The sequence below is a fragment of the Pseudomonas sp. HN11 genome, assembly GCF_021390155.1.
GTDB lineage: Bacteria > Pseudomonadota > Gammaproteobacteria > Pseudomonadales > Pseudomonadaceae > Aquipseudomonas.
Map to the genome: position 1 here is coordinate 4,121,425 of NZ_CP089985.1, position 22,013 is coordinate 4,143,437.

General features: G+C 54.3%; 21 protein-coding genes and 1 tRNA gene. 11 read left to right on the plus strand and 11 right to left on the minus strand.

From position 1 onward, the window contains the following. Window positions 1-56: 56 nt before the first annotated feature. From LVW35_RS18645 to LVW35_RS18655, 4 genes are read left to right on the plus strand one after another with little or no spacing between them, the layout of a single operon-like run. Window positions 57-1,013 carry a TIGR03756 family integrating conjugative element protein gene (locus LVW35_RS18645; RefSeq protein WP_233891507.1) on the plus strand — a complete coding sequence of 319 codons (957 nt, stop codon included), beginning with the start codon at window positions 57-59 and terminating at the stop codon, window positions 1,011-1,013. Then, window positions 1,010-2,392 carry an integrating conjugative element protein gene (locus tag LVW35_RS18650; protein WP_233891508.1) on the plus strand — a complete coding sequence of 461 codons (1,383 nt, stop codon included), beginning with the start codon at window positions 1,010-1,012 and terminating at the stop codon, window positions 2,390-2,392. Before LVW35_RS18645 ends, LVW35_RS18650 begins: the two co-directional genes overlap by 4 nt. A gap of 3 nt (window positions 2,393-2,395) precedes the next feature. Further along, entirely contained in the window at window positions 2,396-2,704 is a 309-nt protein-coding gene (locus tag LVW35_RS29005) for a hypothetical protein (RefSeq protein WP_326489590.1), read from the plus strand. A gap of 10 nt (window positions 2,705-2,714) precedes the next feature. After that, window positions 2,715-4,253, plus strand: a complete 1,539-nt coding sequence (locus LVW35_RS18655; RefSeq protein ID WP_233891509.1) for a conjugal transfer protein TraG N-terminal domain-containing protein — start codon at window positions 2,715-2,717, stop codon at window positions 4,251-4,253. Here the strand turns inward: LVW35_RS18655 and LVW35_RS18660 are convergent. Then, window positions 4,246-4,656, minus strand: a complete 411-nt coding sequence (locus tag LVW35_RS18660; protein ID WP_233891510.1) for a DUF3742 family protein — start codon at window positions 4,654-4,656, stop codon at window positions 4,246-4,248. The genes LVW35_RS18655 and LVW35_RS18660 overlap by 8 nt on opposite strands. Before the next feature lie 448 nt (window positions 4,657-5,104). Between LVW35_RS18660 and LVW35_RS18665 the strand changes: the two genes are divergently transcribed. Further along, a complete protein-coding gene (locus tag LVW35_RS18665) occupies window positions 5,105-5,434 on the plus strand; it encodes a hypothetical protein (protein WP_233891511.1) in 330 nt (109 codons plus the stop codon). Between the two features lie 113 nt (window positions 5,435-5,547). Beyond that, window positions 5,548-6,510, plus strand: coding sequence for an ArdC family protein (locus LVW35_RS18670; protein WP_233891512.1), 963 nt, complete (start codon window positions 5,548-5,550; stop codon window positions 6,508-6,510). Window positions 6,511-6,639: 129 nt separating this feature from the next. On the opposite strand, the gene LVW35_RS18675 is transcribed toward LVW35_RS18670, so the two are convergent. Beyond that, on the minus strand, window positions 6,640-6,837 hold the full coding sequence (locus tag LVW35_RS18675) for a DUF7740 domain-containing protein (protein ID WP_233891513.1): 198 nt from the start codon (window positions 6,835-6,837) through the stop codon (window positions 6,640-6,642). A gap of 231 nt (window positions 6,838-7,068) precedes the next feature. Here LVW35_RS18675 and mobH point away from each other — a divergent pair, with 231 nt between their 5' ends. Continuing rightward, entirely contained in the window at window positions 7,069-8,802 is a 1,734-nt protein-coding gene (gene mobH / locus LVW35_RS18680) for a MobH family relaxase (protein ID WP_233891514.1), read from the plus strand. 346 nt (window positions 8,803-9,148) lie between these two features. Here the strand turns inward: mobH and LVW35_RS18685 are convergent, their stop codons facing one another. After that, a complete protein-coding gene (locus tag LVW35_RS18685; RefSeq protein WP_233891515.1) occupies window positions 9,149-10,336 on the minus strand; it encodes a restriction endonuclease in 1,188 nt (395 codons plus the stop codon). A 135-nt stretch (window positions 10,337-10,471) separates the two neighbouring features. Beyond that, entirely contained in the window at window positions 10,472-11,692 is a 1,221-nt protein-coding gene (locus tag LVW35_RS18690) for a DUF3800 domain-containing protein (RefSeq protein ID WP_233891516.1), read from the minus strand. 311 nt (window positions 11,693-12,003) lie between these two features. Here LVW35_RS18690 and tnpA point away from each other — a divergent pair, with 311 nt between their 5' ends. The 3 genes from tnpA (at window position 12,004) to tnpC (ending at window position 14,268) form a co-directional block, all read left to right on the plus strand. After that, window positions 12,004-12,336, plus strand: a complete 333-nt coding sequence (gene tnpA, locus LVW35_RS18695; RefSeq protein ID WP_164485440.1) for an IS66-like element accessory protein TnpA — start codon at window positions 12,004-12,006, stop codon at window positions 12,334-12,336. Continuing rightward, window positions 12,333-12,668: an IS66 family insertion sequence element accessory protein TnpB gene (gene tnpB / locus LVW35_RS18700; RefSeq protein WP_233891517.1), complete on the plus strand. Its 336-nt coding sequence runs from the start codon at window positions 12,333-12,335 to the stop codon at window positions 12,666-12,668. Before tnpA ends, tnpB begins: the two co-directional genes overlap by 4 nt. Window positions 12,669-12,729: 61 nt before the next feature. After that, window positions 12,730-14,268, plus strand: coding sequence for an IS66 family transposase (gene tnpC / locus LVW35_RS18705; RefSeq protein ID WP_055135021.1), 1,539 nt, complete (start codon window positions 12,730-12,732; stop codon window positions 14,266-14,268). 17 nt (window positions 14,269-14,285) lie between these two features. Here the strand turns inward: tnpC and LVW35_RS18710 are convergent, their stop codons facing one another. Further along, window positions 14,286-14,744, minus strand: coding sequence for a winged helix-turn-helix transcriptional regulator (locus tag LVW35_RS18710; RefSeq protein WP_233891518.1), 459 nt, complete (start codon window positions 14,742-14,744; stop codon window positions 14,286-14,288). 96 nt (window positions 14,745-14,840) lie between these two features. On the opposite strand from LVW35_RS18710, the gene LVW35_RS18715 reads away from it, so the two are divergent. Continuing rightward, the gene (locus LVW35_RS18715) at window positions 14,841-15,797 is read left to right on the plus strand and encodes an aromatic alcohol reductase (protein ID WP_233891519.1); all 957 of its coding nucleotides are present in this window, start codon (window positions 14,841-14,843) and stop codon (window positions 15,795-15,797) included. Between the two features lie 342 nt (window positions 15,798-16,139). Here the strand turns inward: LVW35_RS18715 and LVW35_RS18720 are convergent, their stop codons facing one another. The 6 genes from LVW35_RS18720 to ihfA all read right to left on the minus strand — a co-directional run bounded on the left by LVW35_RS18720 (window position 16,140) and on the right by ihfA (window position 22,011). Beyond that, the gene (locus LVW35_RS18720) at window positions 16,140-17,909 is read right to left on the minus strand and encodes an ATP-binding protein (RefSeq protein ID WP_233891520.1); all 1,770 of its coding nucleotides are present in this window, start codon (window positions 17,907-17,909) and stop codon (window positions 16,140-16,142) included. Next, window positions 17,909-19,039 carry an SIR2 family protein gene (locus LVW35_RS18725; protein ID WP_233891521.1) on the minus strand — a complete coding sequence of 377 codons (1,131 nt, stop codon included), beginning with the start codon at window positions 19,037-19,039 and terminating at the stop codon, window positions 17,909-17,911. The genes LVW35_RS18720 and LVW35_RS18725 overlap by 1 nt, the downstream gene beginning before the upstream one ends. A gap of 452 nt (window positions 19,040-19,491) precedes the next feature. Continuing rightward, the gene (locus LVW35_RS18730; protein WP_233891522.1) at window positions 19,492-20,820 is read right to left on the minus strand and encodes a tyrosine-type recombinase/integrase; all 1,329 of its coding nucleotides are present in this window, start codon (window positions 20,818-20,820) and stop codon (window positions 19,492-19,494) included. Between the two features lie 384 nt (window positions 20,821-21,204). Further along, window positions 21,205-21,281: transfer RNA gene (locus LVW35_RS18735), tRNA-Pro, on the minus strand. A 90-nt stretch (window positions 21,282-21,371) separates the two neighbouring features. Further along, window positions 21,372-21,728 (minus strand): MerR family transcriptional regulator, encoded by a 357-nt coding sequence (locus LVW35_RS18740; RefSeq protein WP_003219935.1) that lies wholly within the window; start codon window positions 21,726-21,728, stop codon window positions 21,372-21,374. Next, window positions 21,709-22,011: an integration host factor subunit alpha gene (ihfA, locus tag LVW35_RS18745; protein WP_002553164.1), complete on the minus strand. Its 303-nt coding sequence runs from the start codon at window positions 22,009-22,011 to the stop codon at window positions 21,709-21,711. Before ihfA ends, LVW35_RS18740 begins: the two co-directional genes overlap by 20 nt. Window positions 22,012-22,013 lie beyond the last annotated feature (2 nt).

The following is a 22,013-nucleotide window of genomic DNA, read 5'->3' on the forward strand; positions in this document are numbered from 1 at the left end:
GACATCCCTCTCTCGATTATTGAACCTGTCCAGGCCCTACACCCGGAGCCTGGATCATGTCTGCTGCTTGTCCGCACATTTCGCCCCAGAAGTTACATCCTTTGGTGCTGAGCATTCTGCTGGCATCCGGGCCAAGCGTAGCGCTGGATACTGGCAGCATTACTGCCTCCGTGCTTTCTCCAGACTGCCTTGAGTACAGGATCGTTGGCATCTGCTTCTGGTTGCTCTGCACCCCCTTTGGCTGCACGGTCAAAACTTCGACCAAAGTGCGTCACTTCATTCCTGAGCTGGTGGTCTCGAGCTACAGCACCACGGGCAGTAACCCATGGACCGAGATGGCCACCCTCTCCTCCCCCATCAGCGGTGCGGAAGGTGGTGGTAACCTGATCACACCGAACACCCAGCGCGATAACCTACCTCGTTTCAAAAATGTTGATGGCATCGGCCACCCCGGAGGCTGGGCCGCCACGCAATTAGCTTCTCAGTCCGGCTATGCTTGCGCCAGCGGTGCCATGGCGTTCATGCCCTACTACCTAAGCACTTGGGACTCGCTGGCCTGGCGTCATGGCATCCCGGAAAGCCTCTACCCCGAGTCACTCGTACCGGGAATCCGTGAAATCGGTCGTCAGCTCGCGGGAAACATGTGGGGCAACGTCTATCCCCGGCAAGGATTTCTGGTACAACCCGACGACTTCAAAGCCGCTGCGGTGATGGCGCAGCGGGCGGGTGATGTCATTACCCGCAACTGGCAGCCGCATGTGTATGTCCCGCTCATACACATACCACGCGATGGTTATTGGCCGCCTGGCCCAATCGTTGAAAACGACGCTTCGACCCACAAATGGCAATTGCTCTCCCCTCTGGTTCAACCCACATGTGTCATCTTCCCCAGCGATCCAGTGCAGAGCGCGGATGGCGGCTACGCCTGGTCGCTGTGGCGTCCCTACAGCTGCTGCAGGCGTGAGGGGCAGACCTTCCTGTTCAGCATCGACTTCGAAGGTGGTGCTTCATGAGTCGGCTTCTTGCAGGACCATGGTTGGGCCCGATGAGTTTGTTGCTCTGCGGACTGCTTGCCGTGGCCACACATACCCACGCCGCCGGGGACGATTACCGCTTAGGCACCCAAGGCGAAGTGCTCGACGATCGGGTGATGTACACCATCGGTGGTGGCTCGGCAGTGGGTTCACCGAGTTCGCTCTATCGTCCCAATGGGCTCGGTGTCGGCGCTTCATGGCGAGCGAACATGATGTGCGGCAACATGAGCCTCACCAATACCTTGCAAAACCAGTTGAACGGCGTCACCGAGGGCTTCCAGCAGATCATGGGCAGCATCGTGCAGAACGCGACCCAAGCAGTCATGTCGCTGCCGGCGTTGATTATTCAGCGCGCCAACCCCGGTCTCTATGAGTTGCTCAGTAATGGAGTGCTGCAGGGTCGTATCGATTTCGACCGCTCCAAACTGACCTGCCAGGCCATGGCTGAAAAGATGGCAGACAAGGTCGGTCAAGCCGGTTGGGGGGCACTGGCCAAGAACCAGGAGATGCAGAGTAATCTGGAGCAAACCGGCGGTGATGCGGTGGCCGCGGTGAAAAACACCGAAACCCATAACGGCAACAAGGGGGTGCCCTGGGTCGGCGGCTCAAAGGCCGGAGGTAGCGGGCAAGCGCCCATTCGGGTGACTTCCGACGTGGTGCGTGCCGGCTACAACCTGATGCATAACCGATCGGTGGATGACAGCTCCTCAATCAGTAGCAGTGATTGCCTAGGTGGGGCCATTTGCCAGATATGGACTTCGCCCCAAGAGGAGTCCGACTGGGCCGTTCGCGTGTTGGGCGAAAGCGAAGTCGCAACCTGCGATAACTGCGAAACCCTGCGCGCTACGGCCGGCAGCGGATTGACGCCGCTGATCCAAGAAGCCTACAGCGAACGCCTCCAGGCCCTGCAAGGGCTGCTGTCGGGTTCACTGCCGCTTACCCCAGACAACTTGATTAAAGCCTCGAGCCCGATGCTGCCGGTGACCCGAGGCGTGATTGAAGCCCTGCGCGACGATCCCGACCAGGATCTATTGGCGCGACGCCTGGCCAGTGAGACGGCCCTGTCCAGCGTGCTCGACAAAGCCCTCCTGCTATTGCGCACCCTGCTGGCAGGCAGCCACGAACCGAACATCGCTTCCGCCGAACCGGCCCAAACGGCCTTGACGAAAAACATCGACACGTTGGAGCGCGAAATACGCATGCTGCAGACCGAGCTGCAGGTACGGCAAATATTGGCTACCAATACCGCCAGCCTAGTGCTCGATCGGCATGCCGGAGGTGCCGACGCGTCGCGCACCGTCGAGCAAGGCGACCCCGAACCTGGCCGACTCAACGACGCTGACGCCAAGCGCAGGTAAGCCATGAAACGCTCACCGCTATTCACTTTGCTTTCAGGCCTGGGCATTGCCGCGGTGATGGTCCTGGCCGCCACACTGGTCGCCTGGATCGGCCGCACTGCACTGGGCAGTTTCGAGGTCTGGCAGCAAGCCTTGGAATCGATACGGCCTTTCCTGCGGTGGTGGCGTGCCCTGCTCTACGGCGTCCTATTAGCACTCTGGTGGGACCTAGTGAGGCGCTACCGACATCGACCACAGGACCGACTGCGCGTGAAGCGCGCCGGGATATTAGGGCTCTTGCTCTTTACCTGCGTCGAGCTCACTCGATTGTGAGGTCACCATCATGCTCATGAGCACCAACAGCTACCTGGAGTTTTACCTTTCCCTGCTCGCCTGGATCATCAACAACGGTATCTGGAACGTCCTGTCCGATACTGGCCTGTTCGCCGCACCCTTCGGCGCGATCATTTTGCAGGAGTGGTTGTCGGCCCGTCAGCAAGGCGCGGATGAAGGCAACAAGGGATTGCTCTCGGTGCCTCGAATCGAGAACCGGCTGTGGTTGGCCTACATCATCGTATTGTTCGGCTGCGCGCCGGTCTTTCCGCTAAACCTCGCTTCAATGACGTTCGATGATGCAGCTAGCCAACGATGCGGTGTCAGTGTGGCCAAGCCAGCGGAAACCGCCTGGGGCGCCACTTTCAACACCATCGGAGAACGCTCTGCCAATGTGCCGGTCTGGTGGTTTCTGGTTCATGCCTTGAGCAAAGGAGTGACCGCTGCGGCCACCGCCTCCATCCCCTGCGCACCGGATATCCGGCAGATGCGCATGGAGATCGACAGTTCGCGCATCGACAGTCAGGTCCTGCTGCAGGAAATCGCCGACTTCACTCGTGATTGCTACAGCTATTCCCGCTCTCGGCTGTTCACCAATCGTCCCCAGCTGGACAAGGAACAAAGCCACGACGCGTCCTGGATCGGCTCACGCTATTTTCTCGACACTCCGGGCTACTACGACACCGATCGCTCACGTACACCGCGAGTCAGCTGGCCGTATGACGACAGCCGCGATGTTTCCTTACCACGGTTGGAGAATGGCGCGGGCTACCCCACTTGCAAACAATGGTGGAGTGACAGCGGAATCGGGTTGCGCGAGCGCTTGATCGAGCAAGTTGATCCGTCGCTGCTGACTCAACTGAAAGGCTGGTTGACTGGCCGCTCGAGCAACGAAATCGAGGATGCCACCCTGCGCGAACTGGTCAGCCCGCGCCAACAATCGATGTCCATGTCGCCCGGACAGGTGTACCAGGACTATGGCTCCAGTGCTCGCGGTGGGTCGATCAATCAGGGGCTCAATAACCTGGCGACCAACACTGGGCTGGCCCTCGGCTCCTTCAGCAACTTCCCGGCGATGAATGCGCTACGCGCCGCCCTGCCCATGGTGCAGGCTTTCCTGATCATGGGCGTCATCATCAGCTTGCCGCTGATCCTGCTGGTCAGTACTTACCAGCTAAAGACCGTCATGACGGTGACGTTCACGCTGTTCACGCTGCACATGCTGACCTTCTGGTGGGAGTTGGCCCGCTGGGTCGACTCCAGCATGCTCGATACCTTGTACAACCAAGTGTCTGTGTCCAATCAGGTGCTGTTGTCGCTGCCCACATCCGGATTTATGGACGGAACCGTCACGGCGCAGGTGATTGAGTATGTGATGGGGGCAATGTTCTTGGTCCTGCCAGGTCTATTTCTGGTTGCTATGAGCTGGGCAGGTTACTCAATTGGCAGCAGCCTTGAAGGAATGCTAGGAAGTGCGAGCAAGGCCGCGCATGGCTCGGCAGGCAAAGGCACAGATCAGCTGATGGGAGCTACGAAAAGGATTATCTGACGTCACTACTCGATGATTTGGAATGCCCGATGTAATGGCCATTGTCGTCGTAATTGCCTAGATAGGAGTTGGCCCCTAAAAAGTCTGGACCTGGATCATTGTCTTCAAGATCCGCATCAATGGCAGCCTTGGACACCAGAAGCCCAATTACAGCAATCATCGTTGCCACAGAAGCGACCAGCCAGAAACCGATAAAGAGCAACCCAAGGATGAGTGCCAGCTTCGTAACCAGAAAGCTCCCACGAACCAATAGCCCACCTGCGGGCAGGCCTGTCGACACCGCACGTTTAGCCACACGAATTTCAAATCCTTTCAACCTGCGATAAACACGTTTTACCGACATGCCGCATGCATATGCCCAGCGGTGTGCGCGGGAGATTTGAAGTGGCTGCTGAGCCGGCATGATTGCGCCCTCTTCTGAGCGTATTCCTGTGGAAATCGAGATTACAGCCTACTACTGAAAACCGCCCATGCTTAACCGTTTATCAGCTTATTCGGTCGGAAACTCTTCACTGGAAGACAGAAGACACACCTCGTGCACCAGTGCCCCTAAGGCCGTTGACCCATCCAAATCATCCAGCTACATAGAGGATACGGATCGCTGTTATCGACAGCACCTTCCCAGGTAGCCAGAGCCTTCAAAGCTACGTCACTCCGGTGATGGTTCCCCAAGTGCGATTAGCGTTCGGTAGCTCGCACGGTCACGTTTCACGGTGATGAACGCCTACTGCTCTCCCGAGCGCCTTTCGAGCTCGGCTCGTTCCAAACCCTCTTGTTTTTCTTCAACCCACCGCGGGGAAACTCTTTCCCGTATGGGACAGGTTTCTTCGCGCGCCCAACGGAGGTACACCATGTCCGGCTCACTCACATCCGAAGCACTGAACAACCTTCGCTTGCCCGTTGTGTTCACAACAGACGCGTGGCAACAAGCAGTATTGCTCGATGGTCCAAATCATCCTGAAAAGCTGCAGCTGGATAGGCTGAGCAATGTGATATGCGCAGCGTTCAAAGCTCACCTGGCCGATCCAAACGCACCCTACGTGGTGTTCGAGGTAGTCAAGCTCGCCTCAGCGAGTGAGGCAGATCCTGAGCCATTGCTGCGACTGAGCCTCAGCCTGCTTCAGGCACCGGATCAACCTGAAGCCTTGCTGATAGCGCTTGCGGAAGAGCATCAACGCTGAACGCATACACACTCAGACTGCGCGTAATCCTGCATCAATCCAACCAACTCCCACCGGGGAACCCTTCCCCGACGGGCAAGGCGTTCCTCCGATTTCTCTCGAGGAAAATGCCCATGCGTAATATCTACCAAGACGTGACTGACAAAATTGTTGCCGCGTTAGACCAAGGCGTAGCCCCCTGGATCAAACCGTGGTCCTCAAGTGACTCAGCTGACGTCGGTCATCACCAACCCTATCCCATTAACGCCATCACGCAGCGTCCCTATTCAGGCATCAATTTACCGTTGCTCTGGGCCGAGGCCAGGTTGCAGGGGTTCGTTCAAGATCGCTGGTTGACCTTCAACCAAGCCAAAAAAGCCGGAGGGCACATCCGTAAGGGTGAGCACAGCACCCTGGCAGTGCTCTACAAGCCGATGGAGCGCGAGGAACAGACCGAGTCAGGTCAACCCGTACTCGATGAAAACGGTCAGCCCAAGGTCGTCCACTTTGGCATTCTCAGAACGCACTTTCTGTTCAACATCGAGCAAACGGAGGGGCTCGAAACGCTCAACGAAAACGTTCTTGAGACGGAACCGAGTGATCCCTTCTTCCCAAACAGCGCGGCGAAGGAACTGTTGTTAAGTTCAGGCGCAAACATAATTCATCGAGCTGCTGACGAAGCTTTTTATCACCCAATCAGGGACCTCATCCAACTGCCGACAAAAGCGCAATTTCATGATCATGGTGGGTACTACGCCACCGCATTGCACGAGCTGACGCACTGGACCGGACATCACTCTCGATTAAAGCGCGAGGGCGTGACCTCTCCTAGCCCATTCGGCTCGCCAGGCTACGCATTTGAAGAATTGATCGCCGAAATGGGTGCCGCTTTTTTATGTGCCTACGCGGGTATACAAGGAGAGTTGCGCCACGAGAGCTACATCGACTCTTGGCTCGGCCTGCTCAAGACTGATAACCGCGCGATCTTCCGAGCCAGTGGTCAAGCCCGATGTGCTTCGGAGTATGTGCTCAATCTGGGACTGCAACGGAAACAGACGGTCATGGATGGCCCTCAATGCACGAACGATGGAGCTTGATCGTTACCTCGCTGCAGCAAATCCTTCAAAGGGTCCAACATGAGTTGGGCCCCTTTTTTTGTCCAGAAAAAGTCTCATGCCGTAGGGCTCTGATGCAGAGAGCAGGCAAGTAGAAACACCCGCAGCATGTCATTCCGCATCCAGATTCTGTGCCAGATAATTAACCAGATCGAGCGGGCTGCGACTGTCGATCACCTTGTAGATCAGATCGCGCTTGCTGCGCGGAAGCTTTTTTACCACGCTCTTCGCCGAGGCCCTGATAGCTTCGTCTGTCCCATGGATACGTGCCGCGAGCAGCAGGATGAGCGTGGCGTCAGTGAGGTTCATGGCAAGACCCGATAAAATTCGCACCGCAGTGTACCGACACTTCCCTTTTTCGCACCAGCACACGCATCCAACAAAACGGCACCAGGACAAATCGATATTCTGATTGCCGCACAAAGGGACACACGGCAAAAGGACGGGTAAGGGTTGGAAGGGGAATGGGGACTCAAGGGTAAGAGCCCTATCCGAAAAGGCTAAAAGGCCCCTGACCCTGCCATTTCCTGGGAAGCCATGATGCTCAGTCTGTTTCGCCACAAAAGGCAGAAGCCCCCTCCGCCACCAACCGTAAACGTTGCCGAAGGTTACCTGCCCATCGAGTCGTCCCAGAGCCTGTTAGCAGCCGAGCACCGCCGCCAACTGCTCGATCGCATCTGGCAGTACACCGCCCTCTCCCATCAGCAGTTCAGCCAGCTCTATTTAAATCCGATCCATCGCTACGCCGAACTGGTCCAACAACTCCCGGCCAGCGAGACGCACCATCATGCGTATCTTGGCGGCATGCTTGACCATGGCTTGGAACTGGTCGCCTGTAGTCTGAAACTGCGTCAGTCGTATCTGCTCCCCACCGGCGCCGCGCCCGAAGACCAAGCCGCCCAGACCGACGCCTGGTCTGCTGGCATCGCCTATGGTGCCCTGCTGCATGACATCGGCAAGATCGCCGTGGACCTGCTGGTCGAGCGCCAGGATGGCCGTGTTTGGCATCCTTGGCAGGGATCCCTGGATCAGCCGTATCGTTTCCGCTACCTAAAGGGGCGCGACTACCACCTGCACGGCGCGGCCGTAGGCTTGCTCTACACCCAGATTCTCGATCGTCCAATCCTCGATTGGCTAAGTGTATTTCCGTCACTGTGGGCCAGTCTGCTGTATGTCCTGGCGGGCCAGTACGAACGTGCCGGCGTGCTCGGCGAGCTGGTGATTCAAGCCGACCGGGTCTCCACCGCACAGAACATCGGTGGTAACCCGAGCAAGGCGCTGCAAGCGCCGACTCATTCGCTGCAACATCACTTGATCAGCGGACTGCGTCATCTGGTTCAACACGAGCTGAAACTCAACCAGCCGGGTGCCGCGGGTTGGTTGACTCAGGATGCACTGTGGCTAGTCAGTAAGACGGTCACGGACAAGCTGCGAGCCTATCTGCTGTCGCAATCGATTGAAGGCATCCCCTCGTCCAACCTCGCGGTGTTCGACGAGCTGCAATCACATGGATTGGTTGAGTCCACGCCGGAAGGCAAAGCCATCTGGACCGCGCTTGTCGCGCAAGGCAACTGGCAGCAGAGTTTCACTTTTCTGCGCCTTCAACCCACGTTGATTTGGGGGAACGAAGACCGGCCTGAGGCTTTCAGCGGAATGGTGAGCATTGCGGCCCATGACCACTCAACTGACACTCCGCTACCAATACCAGCCTCCGAAACGATCAGGACTAGATCAGATCAAAGCCAGCCGCAGCCGGATGCTATGGCGCTAGAGAATGCCGATTACCTGGGTACGCTGCTGGATATGTTCGAGTTGGAGGAGCATGAGGCCAGTGAAGCCCCCTCAGAAAATACTCTCGAAAAAACTTCAACACCTCCATCGGATAACCTAGGCCAGACATTCCTGAATTGGGTCAAGGAAGGTATCCTGAGCCACAAGCTGATCATCAATGACAGCAAAGCTAAAATTCACACGGTGGACGGTACTGTGTTCCTGGTCACGCCTGGCCTTTTTCAGCGCTACGTTCAGGAGTTTCCGTGCATCTCACTGGGGGCCAATTCCGCAGGTGAGGAATGGCGATGGGTGCAGAAGCAGTTCGAGAAACTGAAGACCCACAAAAAGCGCGACGATGGCTTGAACATCTGGATCTGTCAGGTAGAAGGTCCACGGAAGAAAGGAACCCTCAAAGGCTATTTGATAGAAAATCCATCACTCTTGTTCGAAACTGGACCGGTACCTGCCGACAATCCTTTCCTTAAAGTGGAAAAAGCATAAACGTCAGTAGCCCCCAAAAGAGCTCAACACGCAAAGTCGACGCTGGAACACCCGCCACTGAACCATACTCTTGCCGCCTCTCAGCGGCCCATAATGTTTAATGACGGACTGAATGCAGTAAGTACCCACTTTCGAATCAAGCTGCCATTGGTACCATGGCGGGCTCCCCTAGTGCACACAAAGGGGACGGGATGTGCATTGAAATCCGCATTCTGAATTTGTTAGCCACGTGAGACGGCACCAAACCCGGTCACTGTATGAACCCGGGTAGGAGAACCCAAAAATGAGGAGCTATTTACTATTTTCGCTGCAGGCAGCAATGGCAGACCAGTTCCCCGCAGAGGACTCAGTCTAAATGGCTGAAGCGACTCGGCTGCCGATTCCAGATCGAATAGAGGTTTTGCCCATCCCAATAGCTCACCCGCCCCTGATCATCCAATTTCCGTTTTGCACGGAAGACCGTATCTGCATTTTTGGCAGTCAGTATCTGTTTATCCAACAGTGGGATTTCATGCCCCTCAAGTCCATGGGAGTCCTGGCTGATAATCCGCCGTGGCAGACTCATGAGGAGAGCCGCGTGCTTGGTCTCCTTAAACACGAGTGCAAAGCTGTTTCCGATTGTTCGATACCCAGTGTGAGCGTGAACGACTAACGCGTGACTTCCGTCTTCAATACGACGCAGAATAGATAATAGATGCGTATCCGAAACTAATACGGACTTGTCTTGGACGATGCCCGCCTGCGCTTGCTGACACCACTGAGCGACGTCTGCAGAGGTCTTCAGCTCCAGTATTCCTGATGATCGATGTGCAAAGTTCTGCGCTCCCTGTAAGTAACGGGAGGTGGTGACAAATATGCCTAGGTCAGCGCCATCGTTTGCTACCGCCCCACGCAATGCTTGCACAGCCTCAAGGCCTATGGGCCGGTTAGGGGCATATCGCTTAGCTTGGACATAAGCCAAGGTATCCCCCAACGGACTCCGCTGAAGTAGTTTGACGTCAACCCCTCCATCTCCAACTCCCGGCCCCAGTTCTGATTCATATCCCAAGCTCTGGAATACACGGTAAAGCAATATTTCGAATTCGCGGTGATGCAGATTGTAAAGCCGCTCAGGGCGAGCCTGAAAATACTGATAGAGCTCAGCGTAGATATCGCCGAAATCTTCGATGATCAGACTGCAGACCCATTTCCAGTGAAAGAATTGGTCGTAGGCTTCTTGGAGTTCTTCGGTTGTAGCGTAAAAGTAGTAAGAGCAGCCGTCGTTGTTGTCGTACCAGAAACCATGCGAGTCAGCGATTGTCTCAAGCTCCGCTCGAAGTTTTGGATCTAGATCCTCATCAAGCATGCGTGCAAGCTCTCCACTGCTGTAGAGAATGAAAGCCACCGCCCCTTCGCCAGGCTCTCCTTGTACACGCTTCGCATAGGAGGTGAAACCGCTGTCATACCAAAGATCGTTGGTTACCGCCCAGGCTTGTATGTCCTTTTGGGCGGCTACGATTTTCCGCTCAAGGTCTCGATCCGTATATGCGCTCAATCGTCCACCCTCTTGTCCCGTATTTCACCCAAGCCGATGTCAACAAGGTGTTCTTTTCGGCACTATCCATCGTGCATCAACAAGTGCGTGTTTTCATTCCATCAGCCGCACCATGGTAGGGGCGGCCATTCAGGACTAATGATCACCCTCTCCAAGCACTTCAAGTGAGGCCAGTAACTTGTCAAGCTCAGGCAAATTCGCCGCCTCCAAAATATCGTATTCCCCTCTGCTGCTCAGCATGTAGACATCACGAGCCCTCTTGATTCGTTCCAACTGCGGCACAATTTGCCCAGACGTCATTCTCAGGAAATCATTGATGTCGGCCCGTGTTTGCGGAATCTTGTACCCCTTGGATGCACTGGTGATGATCACATTAGAATCGCGAAGTTTTGCAATCCCGCTTGACTTGATTTTTTGGTCGCTGAGATCGCCGAATCCACGATCAGCCAAATGACTTTTTATGTCACCCATCGTCACGTAATCCCTACTGACAAACTCGCTTTGAAACCGAAGGTAGTCAAGGATGCAGCGCTGTAAGCGTTCGTCTTCGTCAGGGTGCTTGCCAACCTTAGCGATGAACTGATCTGCCTGTTTAAGTGCTTCCTGATGCACTCGATAATCTGCGTACTGAGAATCATCGGCAGGAGCAGCAAGCAGCGATTGATATTTCGGAGGCCACTCAACGAGACCTAGCGTTAGATCACGCAATATCCTTTTATAGGCTTTAACAACCTCCTCGCCAGCCTTTCCCTCATAGATTTGGGCGACCGAACCGGCGAAAAAGTCTGCTACCTGTATGAGGACATCGTCTTTGCTGCTCTTGGTCTGAAAGGATTGATCATCGCCGAACAGATCATCGACGTAACGGGCCTGAACATAGGCTTTCAGGCTCTCCTGAAACTCTGCACCACCGTGTTCATCGACGGTCATCTGGAGATTTGGGCGGTCAACGAAGAGCCGCTCATAAAGAATGCCGTTTATGTGCTTAATAAAGGATTTTTTGAACTGAAGCCCCCCATCTCGGTACACTCTCGACTTGTCGACGACCGTAAAATAGAGCTTAAGAGGAAGCTCCGCCAGGTCACTCAGAATGCGGATACGCCGCTCTTTATCCTGGACCTTAACTTTGCTGGATTTGATCTCACCCGTCTGGAAATGCCGCACCCGGAGCGCTTCAGCAAGCTCATAAGCTTTTTCCAAACCGGTTTCAGAAACAAGCACTGAGCACACAACAAAGAATCCGGAGCTGCCTTGCTTCGAGGTTTCTAGATCATGATTTCCGGATTCGTCGACAAACGCATAAGTCCTTTCCAACCCAGATGCTCCTTCATGCCTTGGGAGGCTTTGCTTAGCCATTGATACACTTTAACCTACCTCGACACGAGCAGCGGGACGAATTGTATCCATGCGCCACTAAGCATAGTTCGCGTGGCAATCTCACTTGTCCGCCTTCGTATATGAGTATTCGGACACGCGTGCCAGCGCCTCATCGAGATGAGGTCCGTCACTCGATCCTCCTGCTCAAGCACACAACGATCTTGCTTGACCAAAATCGAGTTGAAGCGTAAGCGTCCGGGCAACACACCTTCCTGATGCCATCGCTTAAGGCGATGGTGTCCACCTAAATTTAAGTGGACACCATTTTTAGCCTTTTTAAGCGGACGCCCATGCCACAAGAACGCCGTTCCTATTCCAAGTCCTTTAAGGCCCAGATCATCGCCGAGTGTGCGCAGGCTGACACCTCGATTGCCAATGTCGCCTTGACCCACAACCTCAATGCAAACCTTGTCCATAAATGGATTCGGGTGCATGCGCAGAAAAACCTGGCACTGCAAACTGCCTTTATTCCGGTCAAGGCATTGTCTTCGACAGCGGCCCCTCAAATTCTTCCGGCCACGATTCGAATCGAAGTACCTCATTCAAAAGGCGTAGTCGTGGTGAGTTGGCCGGCAGAAAATGCAGCGACATGTTCCGCTTTTCTTCGAGACCTGCTGCGATGATTCGCATCGACACCATCTGGCTTGCCATTGAGCCCATGGACATGCGCGCCGGCACTGAAACCGCGCTGGCGCGAGTTGTCGCGGTGTTCGGTGCGGCTAAGCCGCACTGTGCTTATCTGTTCGCCAATCGCCGCGCCAATCGGATGAAAGTTCTGGTGCATGACGCCGTGGGTATCTGGCTGGCGGCGCGACGATTGAATCAAGGCAAGTTTCACTGGCCCGGCATTCGGCACGGATCGGAGGTCGAACTCGATAACGAGCAGCTTCAGGCTTTGGTACTGGGCTTGCCATGGCAACGGGTCGGTGTTGGCGGCTTGATCACAGTGTTGTAACGCCTGCCATTAGCTCATAGGTTTATCGCTGCTGACTTCCGGCTCTGGCACAATCAGCGGCATGACTTCCTCGCCCAACCTCGATCAAATGACACCGGAACAGCTACGTGCTTTGGCCGAACAGGGCTTGGAGTTGCTACATCAGGTCGACTCGATGGGCCAGAAAATCCACCGCCTTGAAACGGTCAACGAGCAACTCGCTCATGAGATTGCCATCCTCAAGCGACACAAATTCGCCAAGCGCAGCGAACAGCTAAGCCCTGACCAAGGTAGCTTGCTCGACGACCTGCTCGACACTGATATCGCGGCCATCGAGGCCGAGTTGAAAGCGGTCAATCCGCCATCTGCACCGGACGAGCTACGTCAGAAACCCAAGCGTGCGCCTCTGCCACCGCAGTTCCCACGTACAGTGATCCGCCACGAGCCGGAAAACACCCAGTGCATCTGCGGCTGCCAGCTTCAGCGAATTGGCGAAGATGTCAGCGAAAAGCTCGATTACACACCCGGCGTGTTCACCGTCGAGCAGCATGTGCGTGGAAAATGGGCCTGCCGCCAGTGCGAAACACTAATCCAGGCCCCTGTACCGGCCCAAGTGATCGACAAGGGCATCCCGACCGCAGGCCTTTTGGCCCATGTGATGGTTGCGAAGTTCGCCGACCATTTACCGCTGTACCGGCAGGAGAAGATTTTTGCTCGGGCCGGGTTAGCGATTGCTCGCTCGACACTGGCGCAGTGGGTCGGACAAACCGGCGTACAACTCCAGCCTCTGGTCGATGCGCTGCGTGAACAAGTGTTGGCCCAGGGCGTGATCCACGCCGATGAGACTCCGGTTCAGATGCTCGCGCCAGGCGAGAAGAAAACTCACCGTGCTTACGTCTGGGCCTACAGCACCACGCCGTTTTCGGCGCTCAATGCTGTGGTTTATGACTTCAGTCTTAGTCGTGCAGGCGAGCATGCGCGCAACTTCCTTGGGCAGTGGAACGGCAAGCTGGTATGCGACGATTTCGCTGGCTACAAAGCCGGTTTCGAGAAAGGCATGATCGAAATTGGCTGCATGGCCCACGCCCGTCGCAAGTTTTTCGATCTGCATGTGGCGAATAAAAGCCAGTTGGCTGAACAAGCGCTGTACTCGATTGGTGGCTTGTACGAAGTTGAACGCCAAGCTCGGAACATGTGCGATGAGGATCGTTGGCGAATACGCCAGGAAAAGGCTGCCCCAATCATCAAAACGCTGCATGACTGGATGTTGGCCCAGCGTGATCAGGTGCCCAACGGATCAGCAACGGCCAAATCCCTGGATTACAGCCTTAAACGCTGGGTAGCGCTGACGCGCTACCTTGAGGACGGGGCTGTGCCCATCGACAACAACCAGGTCGAAAATCAGATCCGGCCATGGGCACTTGGACGCGCGAACTGGTTGTTTGCCGGATCGCTTCGCAGTGGCAAACGGGCAGCGGCGATTATGAGTCTGATCCAGTCGGCACGCATGAACGGTCATGATCCGTTCGCGTATCTCAAGGATGTACTGACGCGATTACCTACACAGAGGGCCAGTGCGATTTACCAATTACTACCGCATCAATGGGCACAGGGCTCTTAATATACTCTGAGCTAGATTCAGTCAGACGCTTCTGAGCCTAATGGTGTCGATGTAGGTATTTGCCATGCGGGTTTTTTGCCATCCTGACTGTCGAAAATACGCCGCGCCTTGCGGAAATCCTCAACGTTCTCGACAACCCAAGTCCAGATAGGGGACATGCGGATCAAAAGTCCCATACCAAGCGGCGTCAGCTCATACTCGACACGTGGCGGGATTTCACCGAACTCCCGTCGAACTACTAGGCCATCCCTCTCCATGGAGCGGAGTGTCTTGGTCAACATCCGCTGAGTCACACCGGTCATCTGTCTTTTTATTTCGGCATGACGCATCGTGCCGTACACACCCAGAGCATGCAGGATACCCAACGACCAGCGGCTGCCTGCGTGAGCAAGCACTTCCCGCCTGATGCCATCATCGTCTTCTCTCAGGGTTTGGCAGATTGTCTCTGCCTGGCTGAGAGCCTCCTGATCGGTCATTTCTTTCTCTGGTATCACAGGTGTGCCTTCTTACGAGCGTTGCCAAATCGTGCAAGCATTTGTTCATCTTACAGGCAACAGGTCTCAGGAGAAATCATGACCGAAGTGACCCAGTTTTCCCCCCAATCCATTCTCGTTCTAGGCGCCGGTGAGCTTGGGCTACCGGTTTTGCGTAATCTTGCGCGAGTAGCAAAGCGCGCGCCCGGTTCCACAATCAGCGTGCTGCTAAGGGATTCGACCATCAACACTGAGGTACCCGAGAAAAAGGTCGAAATAAATGAGCTTCGGGGGCTCGGCATCCAAATGGTAGCCGCAGACCTCGTGAATGACTCAATCGATCAGTTGGCTGAAGTATTCGCACGTTTCGATACCGTAATCGGCTGTGCAGGCATGGTTGCAGGCCGTGAAACCCCGATGAAACTGGCTAGCGCTGCTCTGAAGTCCGGTGTGAAGCGCTACTTCCCGTGGCAGTTTGGTGTCGACTTCGAGGTAATCGGTCGGGGCAGTCCTCAGGATCTGTTCGATGCTCAGCTTGATGTTCGCGAATTGCTTAGAGCCCAAGATAAAACTGAATGGGTAATCATCTCTACGGGTATGTTTACCAGTTTCCTGTTCGAGCCTGTATTTGAGGTGGTTGACTTCGAAAACGATACCGTGAACGCGCTGGGCAGTCTTGATACCAGCGTGACGCTTACGACTCCAGACGACATTGGTGCGTTGACAGCGGAAATCGTTTTCTTCGAACCTCGCTTCCGCAATCAGATTGTGTACCTCTCGGGAGACACTGTGACGTACGGAGAGGTTGCGAGCCTCCTCGAACGTGTACTGGGCCGCCCGTTCAAACGTAACGTATGGACTGTTCCGTACTTGCTCCAAGAATTGGAGAAAGACCCAACGCATCACATCAAGAAGTACCGCGCTGTGTTCGCTCAGGGCAGAGGTGTGGCCTGGCCTAAAGCAGGCACCTTCAACGCGCAGCAATCGATTCAGGTCACGACTGCTGAGAAGTGGGCCCGGGCAAATCTGACAACCTCTTCAGCGCAAGTGCAGTAGCCGAACGAGCGTTTCCGCGCAGGGAGTTGACCTACTGAATAGCCAGGAGGTCTGAGGCGCTCCAAAGCCACCAACTATTGAGTTTTCTCAGCGCGGATTGCAAATCCACAGCGCTTGAATCAAACGCTTGCCATGATTGGAGCATTCTGAAGGTGTGTTCGTCGGACGCTTACGTTGAAGCGAAGTAAAGACCTGTCCAATTGGAGATGGCATACGCAGACGTCCTTCATACCAGCGGAGCTATGAAGCCGAGGTCTATTTTACGTACAAAAATCACGACGGGCTGCCGGCTGCGGATCAGTGTTTTGGTCATGCCAATCCATGGCTCATCGCGTGAAAAAGCTATTGGTTCGCCCACAGCGCCTCAAGATTAACGTCATCGCTCGCCGGCCTGTGCCCTTCAAGCAGAGGATCTATCTTCAGAATCATCGGTAAATCAAAGGCCGTTCCAGTAAGTACACAGCACCCTTTAGCTAGCGTGGGTATCAATGATTTGGACGAAGCGTCCAATGTGCTGATTGTATTATCCAGCAGCATCAAATCGCGTTCGTTCACTAGGCGATGAATGAAGAAATTGTGTATTTGAGAGACGATAGTAGGAGAAATGTCCGCAGGCCGCTGGCTGGAGAGGGTCAGGTACACGCCATATTTTCTTCCTTCCTTGATGATTTCCTCAAACAACTCCAGTCGATAATCCTTCCAGATTTCATGTTCTCGTGTTGATTGCTCGGAAAGGATGTTGTGTGCCTCATCGATGATCAAGTGCAGGGTTTTAGTCGGTGGGCTGTTCAACCCTTCTGCTTCCTTGTGATTCACATAAAAATTCTTTGCAATGAGCATCGGCAGAATTTTTTTCACATCGTTCTTGCATTTTTTCAGTGAAATGACGTGCAGAAGGTAGGGAGGGGGTGGTGCATCGACGATATGCAATACGTTGCGCAATCCCGCCAGAGAAGACCTCGCCCTGGCCAACACGGGCTGGATATGTTCGTATTGTGCATAGCCCATAACCACATCACCGCAGAGCTGTAGATAGCAACGCAAAAGCAACTCATCGAATTGGTCCAACGCATCCAGTTTTACATGTGCGGCGAGGAAAGGCTTCAAAAAGCCAGCAAATGCTTTCCCATCAGAATCGTAGTAATGCCCTTCCAGCGCTCTGAAGTATTTGTTCTGCGCATGGTACTTTACCCCTGCCAAATGGTGCTGCAATGCCTCAGAGCCTATAATTCGGGCGACCTCGCGTGTTAACTCGAGCGCCTCCGCTTTAGGCTCAGCAGCAGCAAACACTCGTTCAAACGTTTTTTCCAGAAAATGGGAGAGCGGCAGGTCTTTAAACTTTTCCCTCCCCGATAAGACCCGTCGGAGAAACGGTGCCTGAGTGTTGGTGGTCGCCTGAAAAAGCAGGCTGAGGGTTTCTGCATCCCAGAAGTGAGCACTTTCCAGCGTGAATTTTTGTGCCCCATTCTTGGAGTCTAAAACCGTAACCTTTTTATCGGGGGTGGCCAGGATCTGGCCTCCAGTGTATTCACCATTAAAATCAATGATAACGAACTGACTCTTCCCTTTTAACCCGGCAAGTTTCTCCCTAAACAAGGTCGTATACAATTTTGCCAGCGTGTTCGACTTCCCACTGCCAGTGTTACCAAAAATGCCCAGATGACTGTTAAACAGCCGTGTCCACGGCAGGCTGATAGGGATATTTTCTTTGAGCATCGCGCCAATGGTAAAGCTGCCACCATCATTCACACCGTAGATTTTCCCTACCATCTCCTCACTGAGGAGAGAGGCACGATCCCTGATCATCGGCATGTATTTCACGCCTTCATAGAACTTATTGTCAGTCACGTAGCCGATGGGCCGAACATCCACCTTTCTGATGTAGGAGGTTTTTTCAGCGGCTTCGTCAAGCTTGCGCTCATCCAGATACTCACCTTCCACCAAGCATACAATATCGATGAACCCGCGCTGAATCAGCAAATGCTCTCTGATTGAAACACCTCTATACTTTTTACCCTCGTGAAATAGGGTTTCTTGGTTGGAATCCTCAAATATCCTCAGGGTAATCCTGACGCCGCTGACGGCAATAACCTCACCTACCCGGATGGCCATCAGTGAGCATCTCCGGGCGTGTAGGCCTGCGGGCTGAGCGAAAGCACGTGCTTATTAAAATTGGCAAAATTCAAGTCAGCCCCCTCGGGCGGGCCAATGACCTTGACGTTTCTCCACGCACCAAACTCGTCGCGCATTTTCTGTGCGCCTCGTTGGCTGTATGCGCAGACAAAGGTCTGGAGCTTGGGATTCGACAGCGAGCGCTGAACGAGCTTCAAGATGTGCTCATCCGCAAAGGAGAACCCGAATGTAATCAAGATCGAGTTTGGCCGTTCCAGTTCGTAGCTGAGTAGTCGGAGCATTTGATAGTAATGCTCTTCAAAGACCGTCTCGTGAAACTTCCACTTTGTGGGGTTCACGATTGGAAGCTTATTGTACTCGTACCAGAATCTTTCCATCTGATTGTGGGTGAGGTTCACCAAGGGAATCTCGTCCGTAACGCCCCCTTCTGTGACCAGATACTTTGAGAACTCCGAAATTCTGTTTACGACGTGCGGACTGAGAAGGTCTTTGAAGTCATTCTTGTAACTAACTTCAATCTTGTCCCCACTCTTTGCCCAGTAGACCGAGCCATGCAGGTGAATAATATTGAGCTGCGGGACGCCGTACGCGGTACGCTCGAAAACACCGGTCTGGCACTGAAAGGTGCTGAAGTTTTTCGCGTGCAAATGCTTCTTGTAAAACCCTGAAGTCCCGTCGTTCACGACAAATTCGTGAGTCCCTCTCGCCAGCAGGCGATCAGCGGCGTGCGCCAGACAGCCATCATAGTTGGTGGTGAAGATGTTGATCTTGCGATTGACGTCCTTTCTTCTATCCAAAAAACCTAATAGCGTACGCAAAAAAACTTCATAATTATCAAGATTTTCCAGTCCCTCGGCCGTGGCAATCTCTGACGGAGAAAACGTCTGAACCGGATGAATGCACGTGTTGTAATAGTGCATGAACAGCGCTGCGTTCTTCTCTGGGCGCAGTGCATACTTTGTCGACAGCGTTTCGATCGTCTCCCAGTTGCCAAGCGCATCCTTAATCTGCAATCCCAAGGTGGGAAACAAATCCGCCGAAGCACCAGAGCCGATCAGAATATTGACATTTTTGTTGTAGATATCCAGTGCTTCTATGGGCTCAAACATGCAACCTCCTGTCATTCGGCCTTGAGCCTTATTCCGTGCCCTCCTATAACCGTTTGGAGAAGCCTGCCCTGCACGCTACTATTTTGCTACTATAGTGTCTACTGACGGCCCCACGTCTTTCTCATGCACTGCCAGCCCGGCAGAAGCGTTCGGAGCAAGCCAGACGCGGCACCGACCTCCTGCTCACCAACGAGGTGCACTTTAACCATCAGCCTTGACGCCGTGTAGCCGTTTTATTCTCGGGGAATTGCGGATCATGTCACAGCGCCTGACAGGCTGTAACAGGTCTTGTTGGCGTGAGGTGCGGCAACCCGCTCAACGCACGCGAAAGCGGCCCTGGGCTTGCGCGTAGCGCGCCATGCCTGGTGCAAAATGAAAAAGCCCAATCTTTTCAGATTGGGCTAAGGCATTGAAAAATATGGTAGGGACGGAGTGATTCGAACGCTCGCCCCCTAGCGCCCCATACAATAATTAGCAGATTCCTGCTGCGTATTCAGAAAATCCGTTGCGGGTCGACCGCCCTGCACCATGTATGCTTCGGGGTTAGGCGGCGAAACTTCGCCCTCTAGCGCATCCAATAAATCCGCCCAATATTGCATCATGCTACGTCTCGGCTCGACGTATTCCGCATGATTGTACGCAGCCCGAACTTGGTTGGGATCAGAGTGCGAAAGCTGGGCCTCAATCCACTCCTCTACAAAGCCAACCTCGTTGAGGGCCGTTGAGATGGTGGCCCTGATCCCATGACCGGTGAGCCTTCCTTTGTAACCCATCCGGCTGATCGCGGTGTTAAGGGTATTTTCACTGATCATTTCCTGCGGTTCGTATCGGTGAACCAGCAGATACCGCGCACCGGGCGCCCTTAGCTGTATCAGCCGCTGCACTATTGCAATTGCTTGAGTAGACAGTGGAATCACATAAGGTGGGATCTCATTCCCCTGGGTTCGAACACGACTCCGGAGTTGCTTGACACCCTCCGGCGGCACCAGCCAGACCCCCTTGTCGAGGTCGAATTGGTCTGGCGTCGCCGCCCGTAGCTCTCCTGTACGCACCCCTGTCAACAGCAATAGACGAATACCAAGCCGTGTCGCTTCTGCACACCCATAGTGGGTGACGGCCCCGAGCAGTCCTGGAAGTTCATTTACCTGGAGGAAGGGATTATGGCGAACTGGCCGCGGCGTCTCGGCAGCGATATCAAGATCTGCTGCTGGGTTCACATCAACGAGCCCTTCCGCCATGGCAAAACGAAAGATCTGGTTGAGCCAGGTGCGCACCTTTCGAGCAGAGACCAGCGCGCCTCTGCGCTCAATTCGCCTAATGAGCTCCAGCACGTCACCACGAGAAATATCTGAGATCGGAAGATCGCCTAAACACGGCAGCATGTCCTTCTTCAGGTATTTACTCGCTTGTCCTGCACTGCCCTTCTTACTTTTCGTCAACTTTTTACTTCGGAACTCATGCCAGCGACCAGCAACCGCTTCAAACGTGTTGTTGGCGGCGTGAGAGGCTTTTTGGCGCTCGGCGCGACGATGAGAGCGGGGATCGATATTGTTGGCCACCAGCGCACGTGCAGCCTCTCTCCGCTGGCGAGCCTCCTTGAGACTGATGTCGGGATAGATGCCAAGGGAAATACGCAATTGCTTGTCATGCCAATAGAAACGGAAATGCCAGCGCTTCGAACCCGTCGTGGGCACTTGCAGAGATAAGCCATCCCCATCAGTTAACGTATAAGGCTTGCTAGCGGGCTTGGCTTGCTTGATCGCTGTATCTGTCAAAGCCATCAGACACCTCCTTTTGCATCAAGGAGGGGAATACAGCCCAGCTGTAGACGAACCAATACGAAAATTGATGCGCAAGGGATCGTAAAAGGCTGTGCCAGCGGTGTACTCAAATGTGTACTTAAAAACCGTGGCTGGAGATGGATTCCAGTGGAATTCAGAAAACGAAAAAAGCGGCTCAAGGCCGCTATTTCCGTGGCTTCCAGGCGTTCAGTGGGCCTTAGTGGAAGCAAATATGGCGCAGCGGACGAGACTCGAACACAAATGCGCCATCTCAGATCGCGGCGCCACCAAGATCCAAGATATTCGTGGGAGTAAATGTGGGAGTAATGTTGTATGCATGAAAAAGCCCAACTCGGTAAAGTTGGGCTAAGTCATTGAATAATATGGTCGGGACGGAGTGATTCGAACACTCGACCCCTAGCACCCCATGCTAGTGCGCTACCGGACTGCGCTACGCCCCGACTAGGCGTGTTACTGGGTTCGCTTCTTGACGAAGCGATCCGGAATATACCGCAAGCTTTTGAAATGTGGAAGTATTTTAAAAGCCGGAATTACTTTTTCAGAACCACCAGCACATCTTCGAGTTCGGAGATCATCTGGCGGATCATTTGTTTGTATTGGGTAGTGTCGTCTTTGGCCTCATCACCGGACATACGCTGGCGCGCGCCGCTGATGGTGAACCCCTGGTCATACAACAACGCACGGATCTGTCGGATCATCAGCACGTCTTGGCGCTGATAATACCGACGGTTCCCGGTGCGTTTGACGGGGTTGAGTTGAGGAAACTCCTGCTCCCAATAGCGCAGCACGTGCGGTTTTACCGCACAGAGCTCGCTGACTTCACCAATGGTGAAGTAGCGTTTGCCTGGGATGACGGGTAGCTCGTCGTTATGACTTGGTTCCAGCATAAGCCTCAACTCGGGCCTTCAACTTCTGCCCTGGACGAAAGGTGACCACACGGCGAGCCGTGATCGGGATTTCTTCTCCCGTTTTTGGATTGCGGCCAGGCCGCTGGCGTTTGTCCCGTAGGTCAAAATTGCCGAAACCGGACAATTTGACCTGTTCGTTGTCTTCCAGAGCGTGTCTGATCTCTTCAAAAAACAACTCGACCAATTCCTTGGCCTCGCGCTTGTTCAGACCCAGCTCTTCGTACAGACGTTCCGCCATCTCAGCTTTCGTCAAAGCCCCCATAC